The following is a 23,434-nucleotide window of genomic DNA, read 5'->3' as shown; positions in this document are numbered from 1 at the left end:
CGAGAGGCGGAGGAGGAATGCCGTGGCGACAGTGCTCGTCGTGGACGACGTGGCGGCCAACCGGGAGCTGATGGCCATGCTGCTCGGCTACCGCGGGCACGAGGTGATCGAGGCGTGCGACGGCGCCGACGCCCTCGCCCTCGCCCAGAGCCGCCATCCCGACGTGGTCGTCTCCGACGTGCTGATGCCCGGCATCGACGGCCTCGAGCTGGTCCACCGGCTGCGGTCCGCGCCCGACGAGCAGGCCGCGCACGCGCCGGTCATCTTCTACACCGCCAACTACCTCGAGCCCGAGACCCGGCCGATCGCCGAGGCGTGCGGCGTCTCCCAGGTGGTGCTGCGCAGCGCCGACCCGCGCGAGCTGCTCGAGGCCGTGGACGTGGCGCTGCGCAACGGCCCGGTCGACATCACCCCGCGCCCGGCCGACGAGTTCGCCACCGTGCACGCGCGGGCCATCAACGCCAAGCTGGTCGAGAAGGTGCGGGCGCTGCGGCACACCGAGCGCCGGTTCGAGGCGATGGCCGCCTCCTCCCCCGTCGGGATCGTCCTGCTCGACGAGGGCGGCTGCGCCACGTACGTGAATCCCCGCCTCTCCGAGATCACCGGCCTGCCCGCCGACCGGCTGCTCGAGCGGGGCTGGCTGGCCTGCCTCGAGCCGGCCACCCACACCGAGGCCCTCGAGATCGTGCGGGCCGGCGCGGCCAACGCCGTCGAGGCGGTCGAGCACCGGTACCGCAACCGGTTCGTCCGCGACGGCGGCGACGCCCGGTGGCTGCGCGTGCACCTGCGGCCGGTCCGCGACGCCGAGGCCGAGCTGGCCGGCGCGGTGGTCATGGTCGACGACATGACCGACGTGGTGGCGGCCGAGGAGCGGGCCGGGCGGGAGACGCGGCAGCGGCAGGACGAGGCCCGCCGCCGCGACGCCGAGCGGCTCGACAGCCTGCGCCGGATGGCCGGCGGGATGGCGCACGACTTCAACAACCTGCTCGGGGCGATGCTCGGCTTCCTGACCCTGGCGATCGAGCAGATCACCGACGAGGTCGACGCGGGACGGATGGCGCCGGCCACCGGCACCGCGCTGCTGGGCGACCTCGACCAGGTCACCAAGGGCGGCGAGCGCGCCAAGAAGCTGACCGAGCAGCTGCTCGCCTTCGGCCGGCGCGAGATCAGCCGGCCGGTGGCGGTGGACGTGGACGCGTTCCTCGCCGAGTCCGCCGGGGCCCTCGCCGACGCGGCCGGCCACGGGATCAAGCTGGACCTGCGGCCCGGCGACGTCCCGCCGGTAACGATCGACCCCCGGCTCCTCGAGCGGCTGCTGCACCTGCTCGTACAGAATGCTCGCGACGCCATGCCGGACGGCGGGACGATCACCGTGACCACCGGCCGGTCCGCCACGGGCCAGGCCACGATCAGCGTGTCCGACGACGGGCGCGGCATGCCGCCCGAGGTGCTGGCGCGCGCCTTCGAGCCGTTCTTCTCCACCAAGCCCGGCAGCCGCACGGCCGGGCTGGGCCTGGCCACCGCGCACGGGGTCGTCACCCAGGCCGGCGGGGAGATCACGCTGAGCTCGGAGCCGGGCGAGGGCACGACCGTGCTGATCAGCCTGCCGCCCAAGCCGGGCACGCCGGCCGTGGCGGTCAGCGCGCCGCCGCCGCCCGCGCCGGCCGCCCCGAAGCCGCAGGAGAGCCTGACCGTGCTGCTGGTCGACGACGAGGACGACCTGCGGGACGTGACCGCGCGGTTCATCGGCAAGGCCGGCTACCGCGTGCTGACCGCCGCCGACGGCAACGAGGCCCTGAAGGTCGCCGAGCGGCACCAGGGGCCGATCCACTGCCTGGTCACCGACGTGATGATGCCCGGCATGGACGGCCGGCAGCTGGCCCACAAGTTCCTCGGCGACCATCCCGACACCAAGGTCATATTCATTTCCGGGTACGCCGAGGCGCTGATCGACGACGACGGCCGCTCGCTGGAGCCCGGCCGCACGATCCTGGCCAAGCCGTTCTCCAGCGCCGAGCTGACCGCCGCCCTCAAGGCCGCGCTAGCAGTGCGGTGAGCAGTCCCTCGACGGCCCGCACGTAGGCCTCGTTGTCGAGCGTCTCGTCCCAGGTGGTCTGCAGGACGAGGCCCTGGTAGATCGCGATCAGCACCCGCGCCAGCGCGTCGCCGTCGGCCGAGCCGAGCGCCTCCGCGACGGCTGCCCGGGGGTCGTCGACGTTGCGGCGGGAGAGGTCGCGGATGCGCTCGTTGCGGACCGCCTCGGCCCAGATCTGCACGCCCAGCCGGTTGCGGTCGGCGGTCTCCGGGCGGCCGACCTCGCGCAGGTAGTCGAGGTAGGCCGCGGCCCGCTCGCCGACCGTGCCGGTCGCGAAGACCTGCCGCTGGTCGTGCCACTCGGTGACGATCGCGGCGATCATGTCGTCCTTGCCGGTGAAGTAGCGGTAGACCAGGCCGGCGCTGATCCCCGACTCGCGCACGATGTCCTGCATGCTCGTGCGGTGGAAGCCGTCCCGGGCGAAACAGGTCGCGGCAGCGTCGAGGATCTGGCGGCGGCGCGCGGCGAGGTGGGCGTCGCTGACCTTCGGCACTACTGGATCTCCGCTTCCGCGACCCGGTAGAACGACGCGGCGTTCTCGGCGCGGCCCAGGGGCTGCAGATATCGCTCAGCGGCGTCGCGCGTGGACTGATCGAGGGCGAGCCGCATGTCGCGGTCGGCCAAATATGCCGGGAGGGCGGCCGGGTCGAAGCCGAACGTCCAGGGCTCGCCCTGCCGCCGTACGGCCTGATGCCAACTCTCGGCGCCGGTCACCTCACCGCGCAGGACGCGCCGGTCGACGTACGTGAAAATGAGCTTGCTCCCGGTGGCCGTCAGCGAAGCCAGACGCCGCAGCGTGACGTCGACGGCGGTCTCGGTCAGATAGTTCGTGACGCCCTCCCAGACCACGACGGTCGGCTCCAGCGCCGCGAAGCCGTTGGTGAGCAGCGCTTCGCCGAGATCCTCGCCGAGCAGGTCGACGGGGACATAATGGACGTGGCGCCGCCGCTCGGGGCGGACAGCGCCGCGCACGAGGCGCCTTTTCATCGCCTGGGTGGCCGGATGGTCGGCCTCGAAGACGGGCACGCGCTCGATGCCGGGCAGCCGATAGGCCCGGCTGTCGTAGCCGGCGCCGAGCAGCAGCACCTGCCGCGCGCCGTGCGCCAGCGCCGCGATCACCAGGTCGTCGATGAGGCGGGTGCGGGCGACGGCGCTCGGGCGGGGGCCGGGCCAACGATGATCGATGTAACTCTCCAGCCACCGCCCGACGGGCCGGATCCGCGCGGCGCGGGCCAGGCCGCGGTAGCCACCGCGCAGGAAGCGGACGGCCAGGGGGTCGTCGAAGACCCGGTCGTGGCCGCGCGCCGTCTCCAGCGCGCGGAACAGCGCCACCTGCTCGGCGGTCCGGCTCGCCCTGTTTCGCATGCCGCCACTCTAAATGAACGAACGTCCACTTTTCTACAGCGGCGCCGCGATCTCGACAGCCGATTGATTAGCCCGGCTACTCAATTCCGATCGGGGATCGTCGTTGGACATGATCGCGCGGCGGCCGGGATGCTGATCGGCATGACTGACGCGTATGACGAGCCGGCCGGGATCGCGCCCCGCGGAACCGTGCTGGTGGCGGCCGGGCGCGGCGAGACCGCCGGTGCCTACGTCCGTTTCGCCCGCCGGATCGCGGCCGACGGCTACCGGGTGCGGGTGCTGCCCGACGTGACAGCCGACCTGGGCGCCTCGTTCGCCGCCGCCGAGAAGCTGCTGGTGGACGACGCCCTGCCCGGCCCCAAGGTGATCGCCGGCTCGGACACCGGCGCGCTCTTCGGCCTGGCCCTGGCCGCCCGCAAGGCCCCCAGCCTGGACGCGCTGGTCGTCGCCGGCCTCCCGGTCGCGCGCCCCGGCGGCGTCAACCTGCTCGGCTGGGAGGCCGAGGTCGAGGCCCGCACCGCCTGTCCCAACCACCAGCGGCTCCTGGGCGAGGGCGCGGCGACACCAGGAACGCTATTTGCCGCCCCTATTCCTATCGTGTTGATCGGCCATGCGGGCAATGTGAGCCTGCCGACGCTCGGCCTGCACGGCGACGCCGACACGATCAGCCCGCTCGACGAGGCGCGCCCGCACTACCCCGGCACCCTCGTCACGATCACCGGCGGCCGCCACGACGTGCTCAACGACGTCAGTCACCGCACCGTGGCCGCCACCGTGGTCCTGTTCCTCGAGCGCCTCCGGCTCGGCGCCGACCTGCCGGTCATCGCCACCATTGCATGAAACCCGTCGATCTCACGCGATTGCCGTCGGTGACGGCGGCGTTGGCTTCCAAGGCGCATACGTACGACGAGACAGGCGAGTTCCCGCGGCACAGCCTGGAGGTGGTCCACGAGGCGGGCTTGCTGACCGCCACCGTGGGCCTCGATCACGGCGGTCCCGGCCTCGGCGCGGCCGACCTGACCCGGATCCTGCTCGCCCTGGGCCGTGGCGACCCGTCGGTGGCCCTGATCGCCTCGATGACGCAGCTGGTGCATTTGCTGCAGGCGCACCAGCCGACCTGGCCCGAGTCCCTCTACGAGCGGGTCCTCGCCACGGATGGCCTGGGCCTGCTGAACACCCTGCGGGTGGAGCCCGACCTGGGCTCCCCCAGCCGCGGCGGCCTGCCCGCAACCGTTGCCCGCCGCTCCCCCGACGGCTGGGTCCTGAACGGCCGGAAGCGCTTCTCCACCGGCGCGACCGGCCTCGACTGGATGCTGATCTACGCCGCCACCGACGAGCCGGCGCCCCGGGTGGGCAACTTCGTCGTCCCCGCCCGGACGCCCGGCATCTCGATCGTCCCCACCTGGAACCAGCTGGGCCTGCGGGCGAGCGGCAGCCACGACGTCATCCTCGCCGACGTCCAGGTCCGCCCGGACCATTTCCTGGCATCCACCGCGCCGCCCGTGGCCTCCGACGCGCTGCATCTTCCCTTGGCCGCGATCTACCTGGGCGTCGGCCGCGCCGCCCAGGCGCAATTCCAAAATTTCGCCCTATCGCGGATTCCGTCCAACCTGGGCCGGCCGGTCGCCACCACCGAGCGGTTCCGGGCCGCGGCCGGCGAGATCTCGGTCCTGCTGACCACCGCCGAGCGGCTCCTGCTCGACGCGGCCTCGCGCTTCGACGCCGGACTGCCCGTGCCCGACGCGGCCGCCGCCCGGGTGATCGCCAACCGCCACGCCGTCGCCGCCGTCACTCTCGCGACACGCCTGCTCGGCAACCCCGGCCTGAGTCGCGACAACCCGCTGGAACGCCACTTCCGCGACGTGCAGTCCGCCCTGGTGCACGCGCCGCAGGAAGATCTTGCCCTCCAGGCGATCGGCAAAGGTGATTTGATGCCGGCATGACGCATGCGTGGCGGATCGAGGATCGCGAGTACCGGCGACAGGAGGAGCGGCGCGGCCGCCGCCACGCCTATACGAAGCTCGTCCCGGCCGCGACCGCCCTGGTCGTGGTCGACATGGTGCCGTTCTTCGCCGAGGAGAACGCCTACGTCCGGGCCATCGTGCCCAACATCGCCCGCCTGGCCACCTCGCTGCGGTCGGCCAGCGGCACGGTCGCCTGGGTGCTGCCCGGCGTCTCCGAGCCGTCCCCGATCCGCGAGGAGTTCTACGGCGCGAAGCAGGCCGAGGTGTTCCGCCTCAGCGGCGGCGTGGGGTCGCTGCGCGACCGGCTCTGGCACGAGTTCGAGGTGGACGACGTCGACCTGATCGTCGAGAAGTTCGCCACCAGCGCCTTCTTCCCCGGCCTGTCCCCGCTGCCCGGCCTGCTCCAGCAGCGCGGAATCGAGAACGTCATCATCACCGGCACGGTCACCAACGTCTGCTGCGAGGCGTCGGCGCGGGACGCCAGCACCCTCGGCTACCGCGTCGTGATGGTCGCCGACGCGAACGCCGCCCGGCGCGACGAGGACCACAACGCCACCCTGTACACGATCTATCGCACGTACGGCGACGTCCGCCCCACCGAAGAGGTGCTCGAACTTCTGCGGTGACCGCCTGAATCGGTGTTGCCAACCGCCACTGTGGCGAGCAACGCTGGGCAGTGCCGGCTACTGAGGAGGCGGCCATGCTCAAGCTGCGCATAGTGGTAGGCGCCGACGGTTCCGCGGGCTCGATCGCGGCGGTCCGCTGGGCCGCGGCCGAGGCCCTGCTCCGCCAGGCGGAGTTGCGGGTGCTCACGGCGTACCACCGCCGAGATCCCCACCAGCACGGCGACGACGGCGCGGCCGCCGTCGTCCACGACGCGGTGGTCCAGGCGAGAACGGTCGCCCCCGACGTCGAGGTCAAAGGGATGGCCCTGCCCGGCTACGCGGCCCCGCTCCTGCTGCACGCCGCCGAGGAGGCGGCGCTGCTGGTCGTCGGCGACCGCCGCCGCGGCACCCTCCCCGGCCAGCCCCTGGGCTCGGTCGGCAGCCAGGTCGCCACCCACGCCAAGGCCTCGGTCGTCGTGGTCCGCGGCCACCCCACCGACGGCCCGGTCGTGGTCGGCGTCGACGACGGCCCCACCGCATCGGCGATCATCGGCCGCGCCTTCGAGGAGGCCGCCCTACGCCGCGCCGCCCTGCTCGCCGTCACCGCCCAGCCCAACGGCGGCGCCGCCGCCTCCCCCGCCCAGGAGGCGCTGGGCACCGACCTGCACCCGCACCTGGACCCTTGGCGCTCGAAATACCCGTCGGTCCAGGCCGAGCACGAGTACGCCCCCGGCCGCCCCGACAAGGTCCTGGTCCAGCGCTGCCAGCAGGCCCAGCTGGTAGTGGTGGGCCCTCGCCGCCACGGCTACGAGGGAGTCATGTTGGGCGCCATCGGCACGGGGTTGCTCCGCCGAGCCGAGTGCCCCGTGCTGATCGCCCGTTAGCCCGGTTTTCACCTCCCGCGAGCGAGGCCGCGGCCTGGCCGCGCGACGGATGCTGAGCCGATGAGCCGCCGCCGCCTGCTGCCCGTTCTCGTCCTCGTCGTGGTCCTCTCCGGCTGCGGCGACGGCGACGACCTCGCCACGATGTCGCAGACCGACGTGAAGCAGCAGGTCGAGCGGTACGCCGGGCAGACCTTGACCGCCTCGGGCGCGGCCGCGTTCGTCGATTCCGCCGCCAACGTCACCGGGTGCCCGCGCGACAACGGCCGGTCGCTCGCCGACCCGGACGAGGCCTTCTACGTCCAGGGTCTCTACTCACTGCCGGTCCCGGCCGACCAGGTGACGGCGACCATCGGCAAGGTCCGTGACCAGTGGCAGCGCAACGGCTACTCGATCAGCTCCACCGCCACGCCCACCGAGCTGAGCGCCACCGCCACCGACGCCTACCGCCTCGACCTGACCGCCAACCCACCGATCGGCCTGCGCCTGAGCATCGCCTCCCCCTGCTACCGCCCCTCCTGACGGCAGCGCCCTGACGGCGGCGAAATCCGGTGGAATCGCAGGCGCCGAGCCGAAAGAATCCACCGGTGTGCGGGACAAACCGGCAGGCGTAACCGAGGATGACCTGGTCGCTGCTCTGAAGGCGGGCTGGGACATCGAAGCCGGCGAGATCGCCTACCTGCCGGTCGGCGCCGGCGGCTATCACTGGTCGGTCGACGGCACGTGGTTTCTCACGGTCACCGCCGACGATTTCGAGCCGCTCGAGCGCGCGCTGCGCACCGCCCTGGCACTGCGCCGGGACGCGGGCCTGGATTTCGTCCTGGCCGCCGAGCCGAGCCGGGGCGGCTCGCCGTTGTGGTCCTTGCCGAGCGGGCACAACCTGTCGGTCTTCCCGTTGGCCGAGGGCAGGTCCGGCGACTTCGGACCGCATCCCGCCGACCGCGACCGCGTCGTCGACATGCTGGTTGCCCTGCACGACGCCACCCCGGCCGTGGCCGCCCTCGCACCGCCTGCCGACCTGCGCCCGCCCGGCCGGGACTTCCTGCTGGCGGCCCCGACCGCCGACCCGTGGACGGCCGGCCCCTACGCGGCCGAGGCCCAGGGTCTGCTCGCCACCCACATCGGCAAGGTCGAACGATGGCTGTCCGACCTGGATGCCCTCGCCGCCGGGATCGGCCCCGCCCGGGTGGTGACGCACGGGGAGCCGCACCCCGGCAACGTCCTGCAGACCACGGCCGGCCCGCGGCTGATCGACTGGGACACCGTTCGCCTCGCCCCGCCCGAGCGCGACCTGTGGCTGCTCGCCGGGGACCCGTTCACCCCGGGCCTCAGCGCGGACGACGACGCCCTGGCCCGCTACGCCGACGCCACCGGCCATCGCGTCTCCCCGGCCGCGCTCGCGTTCTACCAGCTCAGGTGGACTCTCGCGGACGTCGTTGCCTATGCCGACGACCTCCGGCGCCCGCACGACGAGGGCGGCGACGCCGAGGAAGCACTGGGCTACCTGCGCGGCCACCTCGAGGCCTGAGCTGCACCGGCCGACCGCACCGAGTCGGGCGCCGCACCGCGACCGCCACCCCGAAGCCGGTGACGGCACAACGCCGCGCCGGGGCCGCCTCAGCCCTCGGCTTGCGCGTGTTCGATCAGGTGGCGGCGGCAGGCGCGGGCGGCCGGGGACAACGGGCGGCCCCGGCGGTGGATCACGGCAATTGACGGATGCGGAATGGCCGGCTGCGGCGTGTGAACCGCGATCGGTGGGCCGGGCGCCGTCGCCGCCGAACGGGCCAGGATCGCCACTCCCAGGCCGGCCGAGACCAGATCTCGGATGCTGGCGGCGCTGTGGGTCTCGAACGGGATGTGCGGAACGAAACCCGCCCGCCGAGACGCGTCGAGGAGGATCTGGTGCAGGCCGCTGCCGGCCGGGAGGCAGACGAACGACTCGTCGCGCAGGTCGGACAGCGACGTGGCCGGTGGGTGGCCCGGCGGGAGGGCCAGGACCAGGTGCTCCTCGGCCAGGCGGCGGCTGGAGAACTGGGTGGGCAGGTCGGCATGGCGGGGGCCCACGACCAGGTCGGTCCCGCCGGCGTCCAGGGCGGTCAGGAGGCCGGCTATCAAGTCCGAGCGCAGCGCGAGGTCCACGCCGGGGTAACGGTCGTGGAAGGACGCCAGCGCCCGCGGCAGGGAGAACGGCCCCAGGACCGCGGTCGCGCCGATGGTCACGCGGCCGCGCAGGACCGCGGTCAGGTCGGTCAGGTCGGTCCGGGCGGCGGCCAGCTCGGCTTGAATGCGGTCGTGGCGGGACAGCAGGAGCTCGCCGGCCTCGGTGAGCGTGACCCGGCGGGTGGTGCGGGTGAACAGCGGCACGCCGAGCTCCGCCTCCAGGGCGCGGACCTGGGCGGAGACGGCCGACTGGGCGAGCCGCAGGTGCTCGGCGGCCCGGGTGAAGCCGCCCTGGCGGGCCACCGCCGCGAACGTCTCCAGCTGGCGTAATTCCATCCATTGATCGTGCACCACGCTGAATGCGTACGCGAAACGCTCTTGGACCTGGAAGACGAAAGCGGTGACGCTGGTGGGCATGGAACAGCGGAATCTTGGTGGTTTGGCGTGCTCGGCGGTGGGTTTCGGGTGCATGGGGCTGTCGCAGGCCTACGGGCCGGCGGACGACGACGCGTCGGTGGCGGCGATCCGCGCGGCGCTCGACGCCGGCGTGACGCTGCTGGACACGGCGATGAGCTACGGCTCGGGGCACAACGAGCGGCTGGTCGGGCGCGCGATCGACGGGCGGCGCGACGAGGTGGTGCTGGCGACGAAATTCGGCATCGTGCGCGGCGAAAGCGGCGTGCGGCTGGACGCGCATCCGGCTCGTGTGCGGGAGTACTGCGAGGCGTCGCTGAAGAGGCTCGGCGTCGACGTGATCGACCTGTACTACCTGCATCGGGTCGATCCCACCGTGCCGATCGAGGACACCGTGGGTGCGATGGCGGCGCTGGTGGCGGAGGGGAAGGTGCGGTTCCTCGGGCTGTCCGAAGTGAGCCCTGCGCAGATCGACGCGGCGACGAGCGTGCATCCGATCGCGGCGGTCGAGTTCGAATGGTCGCTGTCGTGGCGCGAACCGGAGGACGACGTGGTGCCGGCCGCGCGCAAGGCCGGGGCGGGCATGGTGCCCTACAGCCCGCTCGGCCGAGGGCTGCTCACCGGAAAGTTGCCGACGGGCCCGTTCGAGGCGGGCGACTTCCGGGCGGCGGATCCACGGTTCGGCGGTGACGCGCTCGACCGCAACCTCGCCCTGGTCGCCGAGCTGACCCGGCTCGCGTCCGCCCGGCACGTCTCGACCGGGCAGCTGGCGCTCGCGTGGCTGCTGGCCCGCGGTCCCGACGTGGTGCCGATCCCGGGCACCCGCAGCATGGCCCGGGTCATCGAGAACGCGGCGGCTGCCGGCATCGCCCTCTCCCCGGCGGATCTGGAGGCCTTGGAGAAAGCCGCGCCCCGGGAGGCGTGGACCGGGGATCGGCGCTCGTTCGCGGCGCGCGGGACGACCCGCTCGCTATGAGGCGAACCGCACGTGCTCGAAGGGGATCGACTTGTAGGCGAGCGTGATCCCGCCCGCGCCGAGCACCAGCGGCCCGGTCACCCACAGCCAGAGCGGATTCTCCGCGCCGTCCACCGCCAGCACGATGACCACCTGCACGGCCGCGATGAGACAAACCACTGACGCGTACGTGTAGACGCGCGGCCGGAAAAGCCGGACCGCCGGACGCCGCTTCACCGACCGGACGCCGGGATTCTGCGCGATCCACTCCTCGGCGACGGCCGCCGGGACGTCCCGCACGTAGACGCCGCCACCCCGGAGGGCAGCCACGCCCCCGGCACTGTCCGACATGGACAGCCGAGGCACCACCTCGGCCGGCACCAGCAGGTTGACCCGCTCCGCCATCCGCTCCCCCAGATCAACAAGGCGAGCGGACCATATCACCGATCACCCATGTTCGATCAGGCTCAGGGCGTGACGCCGCGCCGCGACAGGACCTCGAGGCGGTCGGAGGCGTAGCCGACCATCCAGTGCGGGCGCAGCCGGTACATGCGGACGTCCTCGCCCCAGCTCAGCGGCGACGAGTCGTAGTGGTTGGTCCAGTGCTCGAGCGTCTCCTTCCAGTCGTCGTCGGACGGGTGCATCCGCTCGGCGCGGCCGTGGCTGAACACGCCCAGCTCCTCGCCGTCGATGTGCGCCACGCTGACGGCCGGCCGGCTTTCCAGGTGGCGGGCCTTGGCGGCGGTCCCCGACGTGCTGAAGGTCCAGGTGGCGTGGAGGAAGTGGCCGTCCAGCGCGCTGATCCGCGGCTCGCCGCGGGCCGTCACGGTGGCGAAGCTGAGCACCTTCATGCCGGTGAGCAGCGCGGCCAGGTCCTCGGCGGTGAGGGTCCGGCCGGCGTGCACGATGTTGCGCAGATGGTTGGTGGCCCCCGCGTGCGACCGATCGAGCAGAAGCTGCAGCGCGGCGATCTCTTCGGCGTTCTCCAGCATGACCACAACGTAGCCCGGCCCGCGCGCCCGGTCACCGCCCGCGGGACGGGGAAGCGCCCAATGAACACCCGCGGTCGCCGACCGGCATCCGGGGGCGAAGATGGGTGCATGACCGATCTTCATCCGATCCCCGAGCCGCGCAAGACGCTCACCCACGCCAACTGCGTGGTCTCGACCCCGCTCGGCTATCGCCCGCTGCACCTCGACCTGCACGTGCCGCCGGGCGAGGGCCCGTTCCCGGTCGTGCTCTGGGTCCACGGCGGGGGCTGGATGACCGGCAGCCGGGTCTGGACCGTGGATCAGCGCTTCCACGAGCGCATGGTGGCCCGGGGCTACGCGGTCGCCGACGTCGACTACCGGCTGGCGCGGGAGGCCACCTATCCCGCCCAGCAGGCCGACATCGAGGCGGCCATCCGCTGGCTGCGCCATCACGCCGGGGCGCTGCGGATCGACCCGGAGCGCTTCGCGGTGCTGGGTGAGTCGGCCGGCGGCCAGCTGGCGGCGGTCGCCGCCCTCACCGGCAGCGGCGACACCGCGATCCAGGCGGTCATCATCTGGTACGGCCCGGCCGACCTCTCCACCCTGCGCAACCAGGACGACCCGTTCACCGCGCCGGCGATCCTGCTCGGCGGGCCGCTGGCCGAGCGCACGGCCTTCGCCCGGCTGGCCAGCCCGCTGCACCACATCCACCCCGACGCGCCGCCGTTCCAGCTCGTCCACGGCACCGAGGACAAGATCGTCCCCTTCGCGGAGGCGACCGGCTTCGCCGAGGCCCTGCGAGCCCAGGGCGTCCGCTGCGACCTGCTGCCCATCGAGGGCGCCGGCCACGTCTTCGAGGGCGCGTCCGTCGAGGTCGGCACCCTCACCGAGGCCGGCATCGACTTCCTCGACGACGTCCTCATCCGTTCACGCCCCGATGGTGGTCGCGGCGAGCCCGGATAATCGTTTCGCCGCGCAACACAAGGACGCGGGCACGCCGGGCTGACCCCGGCTGCCCGGCACGCCGGACCGCGACGCCGGCGCTGCCCGATCAGCGCGGGATGCGGTCGGGGCACCCTGGCGGCCACGGCGGGCGCAGCTGGCACCCACGCCGGCGCAGCGGGCGCGGGCGCGGCGGGCGCGGCGGGCGCGGGCGCGGCAGGCGCGGGCGCGGCAGGCGCGGGCGCGGCGGTGCGGCAGGCGCGGGCGCGGCGGTGCGGCGGGCGCGGGCGCGGCGGTGCGGCGGGCGGTGCGGCCGGCGGTGCGACGGTGCGGGTTTGCATGGTCGGGCGCGGCTGGCGCGTGTGACCGGACCGTACGCCGGGCTCCCCGGCCGACGGGACAGCCCGGCGGCCGGGGACGGCCCGGGCCTACGACGGCCCGGGCCGCTCGATCGGGGACTTCTCGCCGACTCGTATCAAATAGGTCTTAAGAAGTGAGCGACCAATCCCTCACCTCGGGCATGTCCTCCAGGTGTTCTACGACGTAGGTTTCGTGGCGGGCAAGCTGCGACTCGCACCAGGACTTGAGCTCGGTGGCGCCGCGCGGGAGGCGTTTCGCGTTGTTGATGGCGTCCATGACCAGGTGGTAGCGCGAGGCCTTGTTGCGGACCGTCATGTCGAACGGGGTCGTGGTGGTGCCCTGCTCGATGAAGCCGCGCACCCGGAAGCGGTCGGCGTCGGGGCGGCCGTGCACCAGCTGGTGGATGGCGCCGGGGTAGCCGTGGAAGGCGAAGACGACGTCGACCGTGTCGGTGAACAGCTCGGTGAACAGGGTGTCGCTCATGCCGTGCGGGTGGTCCTTGGGGCGGATCAGCGTCATCAGGTCGACGACGTTGACGACGCGGACGCGGAACCCGGGGAGCCGCTCGCGGAGGATCTGCGCGGCCGCGACGGTCTCCATCGTGACGATGTCGCCGGCGCTGGCCAGGACGATGTCGGGGTCGGTGCTGCCGTCGTCGGTGCCGGCCCACTCCCAGACGCCCGCGCCCTGGGTGCAGTGCTCGATCGCCTCGTCCATCGTGAGGTACTGCAGTTGGGGCTGCTTGTCCTGGACGATCAGGTTGACGTAGGAGCGCGACCGCAGGCAGTGGTCGGCCACCGAGAGCAGGCAGTTCGCGTCGGGCGGCAGGTAGACGCGGGCCACCGTGCCGCGCTGGTTGAGCACCACCTGGATGAGGCCGGGGCCCTGGTGGGAGAAGCCGTTGTGGTCGTTGCGCCAAGCGGTGGAGGTCAGCAGGATGTTGAGGCTCGGCACCTTGGCCCGCCAGGGCAGGTGGTCGGCCTCCTGCAGCCACTTGCCGTGCTGCACCGTCTGTGAGGCGCTGACCATGGCGAACGCCTCGTATGTCGCGAACATGCCGTGCCGGCCGGTCAGGGTGTATCCCTCGAGCCAGCCGTGGCAGTTGTGCTCGCTCAGCACCTCCATCACCCGGCCGTCGGGGCCGATCGAGACGTCGCCCTCGATCAGCGGCTCCATGAAGGCGCGGTCGGAGGCCTCGAAGACGGCGCCGAGCCGGTTGCTGTTGGTCTCGTCGGGGCAGAACAGCCGGAACCGATCGGGGCTGGAACGGTAGATGTCGCGCATCAGCTCGCCGAGCTTGCGGGTCGACTCGGCGTGCTCGGTGCCGGGCGACTTGACCTCGATCTGGTAGTCGCGGAAGTCGGGCATGTCGAGGTCGCGGGTGATCAGGCCGCCGTTGGCGTGCGGCGAGGCACTCATCCGCAGATCACCGGCCGGCGCCTGCTCACGGATCAGCCCGATCGGCGCGCCATCGGCGTCGAAGAGCTCTTCGGGACGGTACGACTTGAGCCACTCCTCCAGCATGCGCAGGTGCGCCGGGTTGTCGCGGACGCCGGACAGCGGCACCTGGTGCGAGCGCCACGTGCCCTCGACCAGCACGCCGTCGACCTCGTGCGGGCCGGTCCACCCCTTCGGCGACCGCAAGATGATCATCGGCCAGGCCTCGTCGCCGCCGGCCTTCTTGTTCTGGATCCGCTGGTACGCGTCGGCCAGCGCGGCCGCGAACCGGTGGTGCATGCCGGGCAGGTCGTGGCCCTCGACCTCGATGACGTGGTAGCCGTGGCCCTGCATGATCGCGCGGACCAGGGCCGGGTCCTTGCGGCCGAGCACCGTGGGCCCGGAGATCTTGGCGTCGTTGAGGTGCAGGATCGGCAGGACCGCACCGTCGCGGGCCGGGTTGAGGAAGGAAATGCCCTTCCACGAGCCCTCCAGCGGGCCGGTCTCGGCCTCGCCGTCGCCGACCACCGCGATGGTCAGCAGGTCGGGGTTGTCCATCACCGAGCCGAACGCGTGGACCAGCACGTATCCCAGCTCGCCGCCCTCGTGGATCGAGCCGGGCGTGGTCACCGAGACGTGGCTGGGGATGCCGCCGGGGCTGGAGAACTGGCGGAACAGCCTGTTCATCCCCTCCTCGTTCTGCGTCACCCGGGGGTAGATCTCGGTGTAGGTGCCCTCGAGGTAGCCGGCGGCGACCAGCGCGGGGCCGCCGTGGCCGGGGCCGGCGAGGTAGATGGACTGCTGCCCGGTGTGCCGGATCAGCCGGGAGACGTGCGCGTAGATGAAGGACAGGCCGGGGCTGGTGCCCCAGTGGCCGAGCAGTCGCGGTTTTATGTGCTCGGCGGCGAGGGGCTCGCGCAGCAGCGGGTTGGCCCGCAGGTAGATCTGGCCGATGGTCAGGTAGTTCGCGGCCCGCCACCAGGCGTCGAGCCTGTCCAGGTCGGCCTGGTCGGGCTCCGCCAGGGTGCGGGCGAGATCGAGACTCACGGCGATGTCCTTTCGCGGTCGTCGTCGGCTACGACCAACCTACGGTTCCCAGGTGCCGCTCATGTAAGAGTCTTTTGGCCCTGTGGATAACTCTTGAACTGTTCCTCCGCGAGATCCGTGTCCCAGGGCGTGCAGCTCCACCTCAACCGAAAAGCGGTCAGCCGCTCACTGACCGTCGTCGCCGGCGTCATCGTCTTCGCGGCTCTGATCTTCCCGAACGTCGTACAGCGCCTCACCCCACTGGGCTTCCTGCGCGTTCCCGTCGAGGGCGCCTTCCTGATCGCCCTGCTCCTGGTCCCCCCGAAGGCACGACGCATCCTGGGTACCGCCCTGGGCGTACTCATCGGCCTGCTTGTGATCGAGAAATGCCTGGACATGGGGTTCTTCTCGGAGCTGAACCGGCCCTTCGACCCGGTCCTGGACTGGGTGCTCTTCGACGACGCGTACAGCTTCGTGGTCGACTCCTACGGCAAGGGCGCCGCGATCGGGGCGCTGATCGGCATCTTCGCGCTGGTCGCCGGGGTGCTCTCGCTGACCACGTGGGCGGTTCTGCGCCTCGGTCGCCTGATCGGGAACCATCAGCGGCGCTCGCTCTACGCGGCCGGCGGGATCGCGGTGGCCTGGGCGGTCACGTTCGCGTTCGGGATGTCGATCACGGGTGCGGTGCCGATCGCGGCGCGCAGCACCGCCACCTACGCGTGGGACCGCGCCCATCAGGCCCGCGCCGGACTGCAGGACGAGGCGGAGTTCGAAAAAGAGGTCAAGCAGGACGCGTACGCGAATGTGCCGTCCAACCAGATGCTGACCGCCCTCAAGGGCAAGGACGTGATTTTCACGTTCGTCGAGAGCTACGGCCGCAGCGCCATCGAGCACCCGTCGCTCGCCCCCATCGTGGACCCGGCGCTCGATCAGGGCACCACCGTTCTGAGGAACGCGGGCTTCACCGCGCGCAGCGGCTGGCTGACCTCACCGACCTTCGGCGGCGGGTCGTGGCTCGCGCATTCCACCTTCGAGTCCGGGCTGTGGATCAACAACGAGCAGCGGTACCGCAACCTGGTCTCCAGCGACCGGCTGACGCTGACCAGGGCGTTCCACACCGGCGACTGGCGCACGGTCAGCGTCATGCCGGGGGCGACGCGGGCCTGGCCGGAGGGCAGCTTCTACGGGTACGACCAGGTGTGGGACTCGCGGAACCTGGGGTACAACGGCCCGAAGTTCAGCTGGGCGCCGATGCCCGACCAGTACACGTTGAAGCAGCTCAACACCATCGAGTACAAGAAGCCGAACCGGAAGAGCCTGATGGTCGAGATGCCGTTGGTGTCGAGCCACACGCCGTGGGCGCCGATCCCGGACTACATCGACGACTGGGACTCGATCGGGGACGGCGCCGTCTACCAGTCGATGGTGACCGACGGCCAGAAGCCGAAGGCGCTGTGGGCCGACCCCAGGCAGGTGCGCCCGGAGTATGGGAAATCGATCGTCTACTCGGTGACGTCGCTGGTGAACTGGATCGCCAAGTATGGTGACGACAACCTGGTGATGGTGTTCCTGGGCGACCACCAGCCGTCGCCGATCGCCTCGGGCGCGGGCGCGAGCCACGACGTCCCGATCACGATCGTGACGAAGGACAAGGCCGTCCTGGAGCGGATCACCGACTGGCAGTGGGCGGAGGGGCTGCGGCCCCTGGGTGATACGCCGGTGTGGCCGATGAACGCGTTCCGCGATCGGTTCTTCCAGGCGTTCGGCACGAAGGCGGCGGCGTCCTGAAGCTCTATCTGGACTGCGACACGGGGGTCGACGACGCGGTCGCCCTGGCTTATCTCCTGGCCTTCCCGGGCGTCGACCTGCTCGGCATCGGGACCTGCAACGGCAACACTTCCGCCGTGCAGGCCGCACGGAACACGCTCGGTTTGCTGACTTTAGCGGATAAGTCGGATATTCCGGTCGCCATCGGTGAAGGCGCATTTGGGCGAGGCGCCGCCACCGTGCACGGCGACAACGGCGTCGGCGGGGTGGTGTTGCCGCCCGGCGGTGAGGCCGATCCTCGTTCCGCCGTGGAGCTTCTCAAGGATCTTGCGCGGGCCTCCGACGGCGAGCTGCACATCTTGATCACCGGGCCGTGCACCAACGTTGCGCAGGCTCTATCGGAAATGCCGGAAATGTCGGGAATGGTAGCCGGAGTCACGATCATGGGCGGGGCGGTGCGTATCCGGGGCAACGTCACGCCGCGATCCGAGGCCAACATCCACGACGATCCGGCCGCCGCAGCCGCCGTGCTGGCCGCGGGCTGGCCGGTCACGCTGGTCCCGCTCGACGTCACGATGCAGCACCGCCTCACCACCGGCGACCAGGCGGCGCTGCGGGCCGGCGGCACCCTGCTGCACGAGTCGGTCGCCGACATGCTCTCCACCTACTTCGACTTCTACGAGCCCGAGCTGGGCGTCCGCGAGATCCCCGTGCACGACGCGGTCGCGGCCGGGGTCGCGGTGGGCGAGCTGACGCCGTCCGACGCGCCGCAGCTGCCGCTGCGGGTCGATCTCGAGGGCGCGCTGAGTGAGGATGTTTCGGCCCCTTCTTCCGTACGGGTGGTGCTGGCGCTCGCCGAGCCCGCCGGCCCGGTCATCCTGCGCCGCATCCTCGGCATCGCCTGACACGGAATCCCTCGCCTGACCCCTCCCGCGGCGACGTGATCGTTGGTAGCGTCGCGCCATGCCGACGGATTCCGGAGTCGATCGCGCCCGCCTGGCCTCGCTGCACGACCGGGAGCGGGCCACCTACGCCCAGCGGCATCCACGCTCCGCCGACGCGTACGGGAAAGCCGGTCATCTTTTCGGCCGTGTCCCGATGACCTGGATGAACAAGACCGCCGGCGGCTTCCCCGTCTACGTGGACCGCGCCCGCGGCGCCTGGGTGACCGACATCGACGGCCACGAGTACGTCGACTTCTGCCTGGGCGACACCGGCGCGATGGCCGGCCACTCCCCCGCGCCGGTCGTCGAGGCGGTCACCCGCCGCCTGGCCGACCTGGGCGGCGCGAGCACCATGCTGCCGACCGAGGACGCGTCGGTGGTCGGCGACGAACTGGCCCGGCGCTTCGGCCTGCCGTACTGGAGCTTCGCCCTGACCGCGACCGACGCGAACCGCTGGGCCATCCGCCTGCTGCGCGCCGTGTCGGGCCGCTCGAAGATCCTGGTGAACAGCTACTGCTACCACGGCTCCGTCGACGAGTCGCTGATCGTCGTGGGTCCTTCCGGCGCCGGCGTGAGCCGCGAGGGCAACGTGGGCGCGCCCACCGACGTCACGACCACGTCGCGGGTGGCGGAGTTCAACGATCTGGCCGGCCTCGAGCGCGAGCTGGCGCACGGCGACGTCGCGGCCGTCCTGATGGAGCCGGCGCTCACCAACATCGGGATCGTCCTGCCCACGCCCGGCTACCTGGCCGGTGTCCGCGCGCTGACGCGCGAATACGGCACCTACCTGATCAACGACGAGACCCACACCTTCTCGGCCGGTCCCGGCGGCGCGACCGCCGCCTGGGACCTGCAACCCGACGTCCTGACGATCGGCAAGGCCATCGGGGGCGGCATTCCGGTCGGCGCGTACGGGTTGTCGGCCGCGCTCGCCGACGCGCTGCTGGGCCGGGCCGACCTCGACCTGGTCGACATGGGCGGCGTCGGCGGCACCCTGGCCGGCAACCCGGTCTCGATGGCCGCCACCCGCGCCACCCTCACGGAAGTCCTCACCGACGACGCCTTCGCGGGGATGATCGCCACCGCCACGGCCTTCGCCGACGGCGTCCGCAAGCTCATCGAGGGCCACGGCCTGCCCTGGTCGGTGTCCCAGCTGGGCGCCCGGGTCGAGTACCGCTTCGCGAACCCGGCCCCGCTCAACGGCACCGAGTCGGCGGCCTCGGCCGACGGCGACCTGGAGGACTTCCTGCACCTGTATCTGGCGAACCGGGGCATCCTGCTGACGCCGTTCCACAACATGGCGCTGATGTCCCCGGCGACCACAGTGGACGACGTCGATCGCCACCACGAGGTCTTCGGCGCGGCCCTCTCCTCGCTTCTCGGCTAGCCGTCCTTCGCTCCGTCTCTCGCTCCGTCCTTCGCCGGCCGTCCGTGATCCGACTGAGGGCCCCGCAGCACGCGGCTAGCGTGGCGCCATGCCGTGGTACCCGATCGCCGCCGAGGCGAGCATCAAGGAAGAGACCCTGGACGTCGCGCCCGTGCGGTTGACCGTCGCGCCGGTGCCCAACCTGGCCGACGCGGACGTCCCCAAGGCGGCCGACCTCGACCTCTGGACCTGGGACCAGTACGAGCTGAAGTCCGACGTCGCCGCGAAGCTCGGCCTGACGGTCGGCGGCAGCGGCAACGCGACCTACAAGTCACGTGTCCTGGTCGCCGAGTTCTCCCGGTCGAAGAGCATCATGCGTCCCGAGGGACAGCTGCGGTACGGCACCGCCGCCCGCCTGATCGTCAAGGTCAGCAACTTCGAGGCCGGCGCCAACCTGACGCTGCCGTTCATCGCCGCCGAGGCCCAGTTCAACCGCCTCGAGGCCTCGGCCGCCCTGCGGATCGAGGGCTACGTCGGCGCGTCCGCCGCCAAGCAGCTGCCCAAGTTCGGCTCGTTCGACGTCGAGAGCTACGTCAAGCTGATGGACGCGCTGAACGCGCTGACCGAGTCCATCGGCGCCGACGTCGACAACATCCGGCCGGTACGCCTGTGGACCTGGGCCGAGGCCGACGACAGCGGCAAGGCCGTCGACGACCGCCTGACCAGCGCCGTCGGCACCATGTGGGCGCTGACGCAGATCGCCGAGGGCAAGCCGGTGGCCGAGGCGCTGGCCCGCTACCGCGACGAGGACGACACGGTCGCCCAGGACGCGATCCAGGCCACCTACAACCACATCGTCAACTCGGACGAGGCACCGGGCGGCCAGGCCCGCGCCCGGGCCAAGGAGCTGCTGGACGGCTACAAGGCCCGGCACGGCTTCCTGTTCTGACCATCGGCCTCGGAGTCAGCCGATGCTGAGGTGCGGAGCGCCGACGGCGTACAGGAGCAGCGCCAGCGTGGCCAAGGTCGAGAGAGCGATTCTCAGGTTCCGGGTCATGATCAGCCTCCAGGGATCCGATGCGTCGTTCCTATCCGTGTACGGGCCTGGGAACTGCCGCGAAGTCGACAACCCCGGCCTGCGGACACAAAGGACGGACGGTGACCTCGGAGGCTTATCCTCCCGCGGTTGAGGCAAGGAACGCGCGGGCCTGACCACGGGAGCGCGTATGGGCCGGGATCAACAGCTGAAGTCGCCCCGCTACGAGTCGCATGTGACCTTGCGCGCCACTTCGCCGGCCAGGTCGAGGGCGTGATGGATTCGCGGGGTCGGCGACGGTGAGCGAATGGATGCCGGCGACCGCTTCGGGGTGCGTGCGCTTGGGCGAGCCGGGCGCTGACGCCCGGGAAGCCGGGCATCTCAGCCTGCGAAGCCGGGCTCGTCGTGCCGGGCGGACGAAAGAGCGACAACAAAAGTGCCGGGGGTGTCGCATCGGTGGGTGCGCCGGTCGTCTGAAGGGTAGGAGCAACGAAGGAGAGAATCCCATGCCGATACCCGACAACTACCGCCGGATCACTCCCTGCCTGGTCGTGCGGGGCGCCGAGGCCGCCCTGCGCTTCTACGCCGACGTCTTCGGCGCCAAGGAACGCATGCGGATGGCTGCACCCGACGGCAAGATCGCGCACGCCGAGATGGAGATCGGCGACTCGGTCCTGATGGTCGAGGACGAGGATCCCGGACGCGGCACCACCGCGCCGGCGACGGGCGGCCTGGACGGGACGCCGGTCTTCCACTACCTCTACGTCGACGACGTGGACGCCGTCGTCGCCGAGGCCGCGCAATACGGGGCCGTCGTCAAGCGCGCACCCCAGGATCAGTTCTACGGTGATCGGGACGCCTACGTCGTCGACCCGTTCGGGCACGGATGGGTCATCGGCACTCATCTCGAAGGGGCCCCGGCGTGAAGTACGTGCTGATGTTCGTGGAGACCGAGGAGTTCGCCGCCGCGCTGGCCGCGATGGACGACGTCGAGCGCAAGAAGTCCTACGAGCGGGTCATGGGGTGGTTCGCCGAGCACCAGGACAAGATCGTGCACCACACCCACCTGATGCCGGCCGACACCGCGACCACGATCCGCGTCGACCTGGACGAGCCGCTGATCACCGACGGGCCGTTCGTGGAGGGCAAGGAGGTGGTCAGCGGGTTCGCCGAGATCGAGGTCGCCGACCTGGACGAGGCGCTGCGCGTCGCCCGTACCTGGCCGGCCTGCCCGTTGGTGGAGATCCGGCCGATTGCTTAGCGAAGAAGACCAGCTCGCCCGCGTGGTTCGCGACCACGCGGGCCGGCTCGCCGCCTCCCTGGTGCCGCTGACCGGCGACTTCAGCGCGGCCGAGGATCTGGTCGCCGATGCCATCGAGGCCGCGCTCAAGCATTGGCCGGCCGACGGCATCCCGGACCGCCCGGACGCCTGGCTCTACACCGTCGCGCGCCGCCGCGGCCTCGACGCGATCCGGCGGCGCAACCGCATGCCGATCCCGCCGCTGCCGGAGGAGCCGCGCCCCGACGACCGCCTCCGCCTGATCTTCACCTGCTGTCACCCGGCGCTCCCCCGCGAGGCCCAGGTCGCCCTCACCCTGCGCGTCGTGTGCGGCCTGACCACGGCCCAGATCGCCCAGGCGTTCCTCGTCCCGGAAACCACCATCGCTCAGCGCATCACACGAGCCAAACGCAAGATTTCGTACGCGGGAATCGCGTACCGAATCCCAGCAGCGGAGGATCTCGCCGCGCGGCTCCGGGAGGTGCTCGCGGTCGTCTATCTGCTCTTCAACGAGGGCTATCGCAACCAGGAGCTCCTCGCCGACGACGCGCACTTCCTCGCAAGCATGCTGCACACGCTGATGCCCGCCGAGCCCGAGGTGGCCGGCCTGCTGGCCCTGATCCGCCTGCACCGCGCCCGCAGGACCCGCTTCGACGAGCACGGCGAGATCGTGCCCCTGCCCGACCAGGACCGCACGGCCTGGGACCACGAGGCGATCGCCGACGCCGGGCGGCTCATCGCCCGCGCCGCCGCCCACAAGCGCCCCGGCCCGTACCAGCTGCAGGCCGCCATCGTCGCCTGCCACGCCGAGGCGCCCACCTGGGCCGACACCGACTGGCCGCAGATCCTCACGCTGTACGACATGCTGCTCTACCTGGCGCCGTCCCCGGTGACCCGCCTGCACCGCACCATCGCCCTGCGCTACGTCGACGGCCCGGCCGCGGCGCTCGCCGAGCTGGAGAAGCTACCCGGCAGCCTCGACGGCTATCACCTGCTGCACGCCACCCGGGCCGAGCTGCTGCGCGACCTCGGCCGCCCCGACGAGGCCCGGGAGGCCGACCGGGAGGCGCTCAGGCGGACGACCGACCCGGCCGAGCGCTCACTTCTGGAACGACGTATCTGACGGCTCGATCATGCTCACCGCGACGGTCGTCCCCGGCGCCACGGTGGTGCCCGGCGGCACCCCCTGCCGGGTGACGACCGAGGTGTCGGGCGCGTCGTCGGGCACGAGCAGCGTCACGTTGTTGCGGCTGGCCGCCTCCTTGGCCTCGCCGAGGGTCTGGTTGGTCAGCTCGGGCATCGTCTCCTGGCTCTGCCGCTCGGCCTCCTCCAGCAGCTCGCGCACGCGGATGCTGGTCCACAGGTAGGTCAGCACGAAGCTGGCGAGCACGCCGACGATCAGCACCGAGACGCCGACGACCCCGGAGTACGCGGCGGCGCCGAGCGGCTCGTGCAGCGCCTTGCCCAGGCTGCGCAGGCCGGGGACGACCTTGCCGAGGTTCACCAGGCCGAGGCCGATGACGATGGTGGTGAGCCAGTCGGAGACCTTGATCAGGTTGGAGTTGGTCAGGTAGAACGTGGCGACCCGCGTCGGTGGCGGCGCGGTGGCGCCCTCGGGGCTGCTGAGGTCGGCGACGCGGGCCCGCGGCAGTCCGAAGAGGAACCCGAGCGACGCGCCGACCGCGGCCGCCGCCACGAAGAGCAGGAAGACCGTGACCCCGGCGCCCGCCGAGTGGCTCGCGAACGCCAGGAACACCGCCAGCACGACCATCGCCAGCAGCATCGTCAACGCCATGATCATCACGCCACGCTGGATCTTGTCGCCGGCCCGGCGGCCGACCTTCAGAGCGGGAACCATGCGCGGCAG

23 protein-coding genes are annotated in these 23,434 nt (G+C 71.7%); 16 read left to right on the top strand and 7 right to left on the bottom strand.

The window, feature by feature from the left end:
• The first annotated feature begins 22 nt into the window (after window positions 1–22).
• The gene (locus tag ACQPZX_RS23995; RefSeq protein WP_433384549.1) at window positions 23–2,056 is read left to right on the top strand and encodes an ATP-binding response regulator; all 2,034 of its coding nucleotides are present in this window, start codon (window positions 23–25) and stop codon (window positions 2,054–2,056) included.
• Here the strand turns inward: ACQPZX_RS23995 and ACQPZX_RS23990 are convergent.
• Window positions 2,031–2,588 carry a TetR/AcrR family transcriptional regulator gene (locus ACQPZX_RS23990; protein WP_433384546.1) on the bottom strand — a complete coding sequence of 186 codons (558 nt, stop codon included), beginning with the start codon at window positions 2,586–2,588 and terminating at the stop codon, window positions 2,031–2,033. The two genes, ACQPZX_RS23995 and ACQPZX_RS23990, sit on opposite strands and share 26 nt — an antisense overlap.
• Window positions 2,588–3,460 (bottom strand): class I SAM-dependent methyltransferase, encoded by an 873-nt coding sequence (locus ACQPZX_RS23985; RefSeq protein ID WP_433384543.1) that lies wholly within the window; start codon window positions 3,458–3,460, stop codon window positions 2,588–2,590. Before ACQPZX_RS23985 ends, ACQPZX_RS23990 begins: the two co-directional genes overlap by 1 nt.
• 141 nt (window positions 3,461–3,601) lie before the next feature.
• Between ACQPZX_RS23985 and ACQPZX_RS23980 the strand changes: the two genes are divergently transcribed.
• The 6 genes from ACQPZX_RS23980 (at window position 3,602) to ACQPZX_RS23955 (ending at window position 8,438) form a co-directional block, all read left to right on the top strand.
• Entirely contained in the window at window positions 3,602–4,300 is a 699-nt protein-coding gene (locus tag ACQPZX_RS23980; RefSeq protein ID WP_433384540.1) for an alpha/beta hydrolase, read from the top strand.
• Entirely contained in the window at window positions 4,297–5,403 is a 1,107-nt protein-coding gene (locus tag ACQPZX_RS23975; RefSeq protein ID WP_433384537.1) for an acyl-CoA dehydrogenase family protein, read from the top strand. The genes ACQPZX_RS23980 and ACQPZX_RS23975 overlap by 4 nt, the downstream gene beginning before the upstream one ends.
• Complete coding sequence (locus ACQPZX_RS23970) at window positions 5,400–6,050, top strand: isochorismatase family protein (protein WP_433384534.1); 651 nt, start codon at window positions 5,400–5,402, stop codon at window positions 6,048–6,050. Before ACQPZX_RS23975 ends, ACQPZX_RS23970 begins: the two co-directional genes overlap by 4 nt.
• A 74-nt stretch (window positions 6,051–6,124) precedes the next feature.
• Window positions 6,125–6,913 (top strand): universal stress protein, encoded by a 789-nt coding sequence (locus ACQPZX_RS23965; protein ID WP_433384531.1) that lies wholly within the window; start codon window positions 6,125–6,127, stop codon window positions 6,911–6,913.
• A 60-nt stretch (window positions 6,914–6,973) separates the two neighbouring features.
• Entirely contained in the window at window positions 6,974–7,432 is a 459-nt protein-coding gene (locus ACQPZX_RS23960; RefSeq protein ID WP_433384529.1) for a hypothetical protein, read from the top strand.
• A 67-nt stretch (window positions 7,433–7,499) separates the two neighbouring features.
• Window positions 7,500–8,438, top strand: coding sequence for a phosphotransferase (locus ACQPZX_RS23955; RefSeq protein WP_433384526.1), 939 nt, complete (start codon window positions 7,500–7,502; stop codon window positions 8,436–8,438).
• Between the two features lie 89 nt (window positions 8,439–8,527).
• Here the strand turns inward: ACQPZX_RS23955 and ACQPZX_RS23950 are convergent, their stop codons facing one another.
• On the bottom strand, window positions 8,528–9,487 hold the full coding sequence (locus tag ACQPZX_RS23950; protein ID WP_433384523.1) for a LysR family transcriptional regulator: 960 nt from the start codon (window positions 9,485–9,487) through the stop codon (window positions 8,528–8,530).
• A 52-nt stretch (window positions 9,488–9,539) separates the two neighbouring features.
• Between ACQPZX_RS23950 and ACQPZX_RS23945 the strand changes: the two genes are divergently transcribed.
• Window positions 9,540–10,460: an aldo/keto reductase gene (locus ACQPZX_RS23945; protein WP_433384520.1), complete on the top strand. Its 921-nt coding sequence runs from the start codon at window positions 9,540–9,542 to the stop codon at window positions 10,458–10,460.
• Here ACQPZX_RS23945 and ACQPZX_RS23940 read toward each other — a convergent pair.
• Both ACQPZX_RS23940 and ACQPZX_RS23935 read right to left on the bottom strand, forming a co-directional pair.
• Window positions 10,455–10,844 (bottom strand): hypothetical protein, encoded by a 390-nt coding sequence (locus ACQPZX_RS23940; RefSeq protein ID WP_433384517.1) that lies wholly within the window; start codon window positions 10,842–10,844, stop codon window positions 10,455–10,457. The genes ACQPZX_RS23945 and ACQPZX_RS23940 overlap by 6 nt on opposite strands.
• Window positions 10,845–10,906: 62 nt before the next feature.
• A complete protein-coding gene (locus ACQPZX_RS23935) occupies window positions 10,907–11,431 on the bottom strand; it encodes a pyridoxamine 5'-phosphate oxidase family protein (protein WP_433384514.1) in 525 nt (174 codons plus the stop codon).
• A gap of 108 nt (window positions 11,432–11,539) precedes the next feature.
• Here ACQPZX_RS23935 and ACQPZX_RS23930 point away from each other — a divergent pair, with 108 nt between their 5' ends.
• Window positions 11,540–12,373, top strand: coding sequence for an alpha/beta hydrolase fold domain-containing protein (locus ACQPZX_RS23930; RefSeq protein WP_433384511.1), 834 nt, complete (start codon window positions 11,540–11,542; stop codon window positions 12,371–12,373).
• 465 nt (window positions 12,374–12,838) lie between these two features.
• On the opposite strand, the gene ACQPZX_RS23925 is transcribed toward ACQPZX_RS23930, so the two are convergent.
• The gene (locus tag ACQPZX_RS23925; RefSeq protein ID WP_433384508.1) at window positions 12,839–15,196 is read right to left on the bottom strand and encodes a phosphoketolase family protein; all 2,358 of its coding nucleotides are present in this window, start codon (window positions 15,194–15,196) and stop codon (window positions 12,839–12,841) included.
• Between the two features lie 117 nt (window positions 15,197–15,313).
• Between ACQPZX_RS23925 and ACQPZX_RS23920 the strand changes: the two genes are divergently transcribed.
• The 7 genes from ACQPZX_RS23920 to ACQPZX_RS23890 all read left to right on the top strand — a co-directional run bounded on the left by ACQPZX_RS23920 (window position 15,314) and on the right by ACQPZX_RS23890 (window position 22,690).
• Window positions 15,314–16,963: a sulfatase gene (locus ACQPZX_RS23920; RefSeq protein ID WP_433384505.1), complete on the top strand. Its 1,650-nt coding sequence runs from the start codon at window positions 15,314–15,316 to the stop codon at window positions 16,961–16,963.
• On the top strand, window positions 16,897–17,847 hold the full coding sequence (locus ACQPZX_RS23915) for a nucleoside hydrolase (protein WP_433384502.1): 951 nt from the start codon (window positions 16,897–16,899) through the stop codon (window positions 17,845–17,847). Before ACQPZX_RS23920 ends, ACQPZX_RS23915 begins: the two co-directional genes overlap by 67 nt.
• A gap of 58 nt (window positions 17,848–17,905) precedes the next feature.
• On the top strand, window positions 17,906–19,273 hold the full coding sequence (locus tag ACQPZX_RS23910; protein WP_433384499.1) for a transaminase: 1,368 nt from the start codon (window positions 17,906–17,908) through the stop codon (window positions 19,271–19,273).
• A gap of 88 nt (window positions 19,274–19,361) precedes the next feature.
• Window positions 19,362–20,201: a hypothetical protein gene (locus tag ACQPZX_RS23905; protein ID WP_433384496.1), complete on the top strand. Its 840-nt coding sequence runs from the start codon at window positions 19,362–19,364 to the stop codon at window positions 20,199–20,201.
• A 593-nt stretch (window positions 20,202–20,794) separates the two neighbouring features.
• Window positions 20,795–21,214 carry a VOC family protein gene (locus ACQPZX_RS23900; RefSeq protein ID WP_433384494.1) on the top strand — a complete coding sequence of 140 codons (420 nt, stop codon included), beginning with the start codon at window positions 20,795–20,797 and terminating at the stop codon, window positions 21,212–21,214.
• Window positions 21,211–21,549: a YciI family protein gene (locus ACQPZX_RS23895; protein ID WP_433384491.1), complete on the top strand. Its 339-nt coding sequence runs from the start codon at window positions 21,211–21,213 to the stop codon at window positions 21,547–21,549. The genes ACQPZX_RS23900 and ACQPZX_RS23895 overlap by 4 nt, the downstream gene beginning before the upstream one ends.
• Window positions 21,542–22,690 carry an RNA polymerase sigma factor gene (locus ACQPZX_RS23890; RefSeq protein ID WP_433384488.1) on the top strand — a complete coding sequence of 383 codons (1,149 nt, stop codon included), beginning with the start codon at window positions 21,542–21,544 and terminating at the stop codon, window positions 22,688–22,690. The genes ACQPZX_RS23895 and ACQPZX_RS23890 overlap by 8 nt, the downstream gene beginning before the upstream one ends.
• On the opposite strand, the gene ACQPZX_RS23885 is transcribed toward ACQPZX_RS23890, so the two are convergent.
• Window positions 22,667–23,425 (bottom strand): PASTA domain-containing protein, encoded by a 759-nt coding sequence (locus tag ACQPZX_RS23885; protein ID WP_433384486.1) that lies wholly within the window; start codon window positions 23,423–23,425, stop codon window positions 22,667–22,669. The two genes, ACQPZX_RS23890 and ACQPZX_RS23885, sit on opposite strands and share 24 nt — an antisense overlap.
• Window positions 23,426–23,434: the final 9 nt, after the last annotated feature.

The organism is Actinoplanes sp. CA-142083, assembly GCF_050942195.1.
Lineage (GTDB): Bacteria > Actinomycetota > Actinomycetes > Mycobacteriales > Micromonosporaceae > Actinoplanes.
The sequence above is the reverse complement of the archived record's forward strand: the minus strand, read 5'-3'. Positions and strand labels throughout refer to the sequence as shown.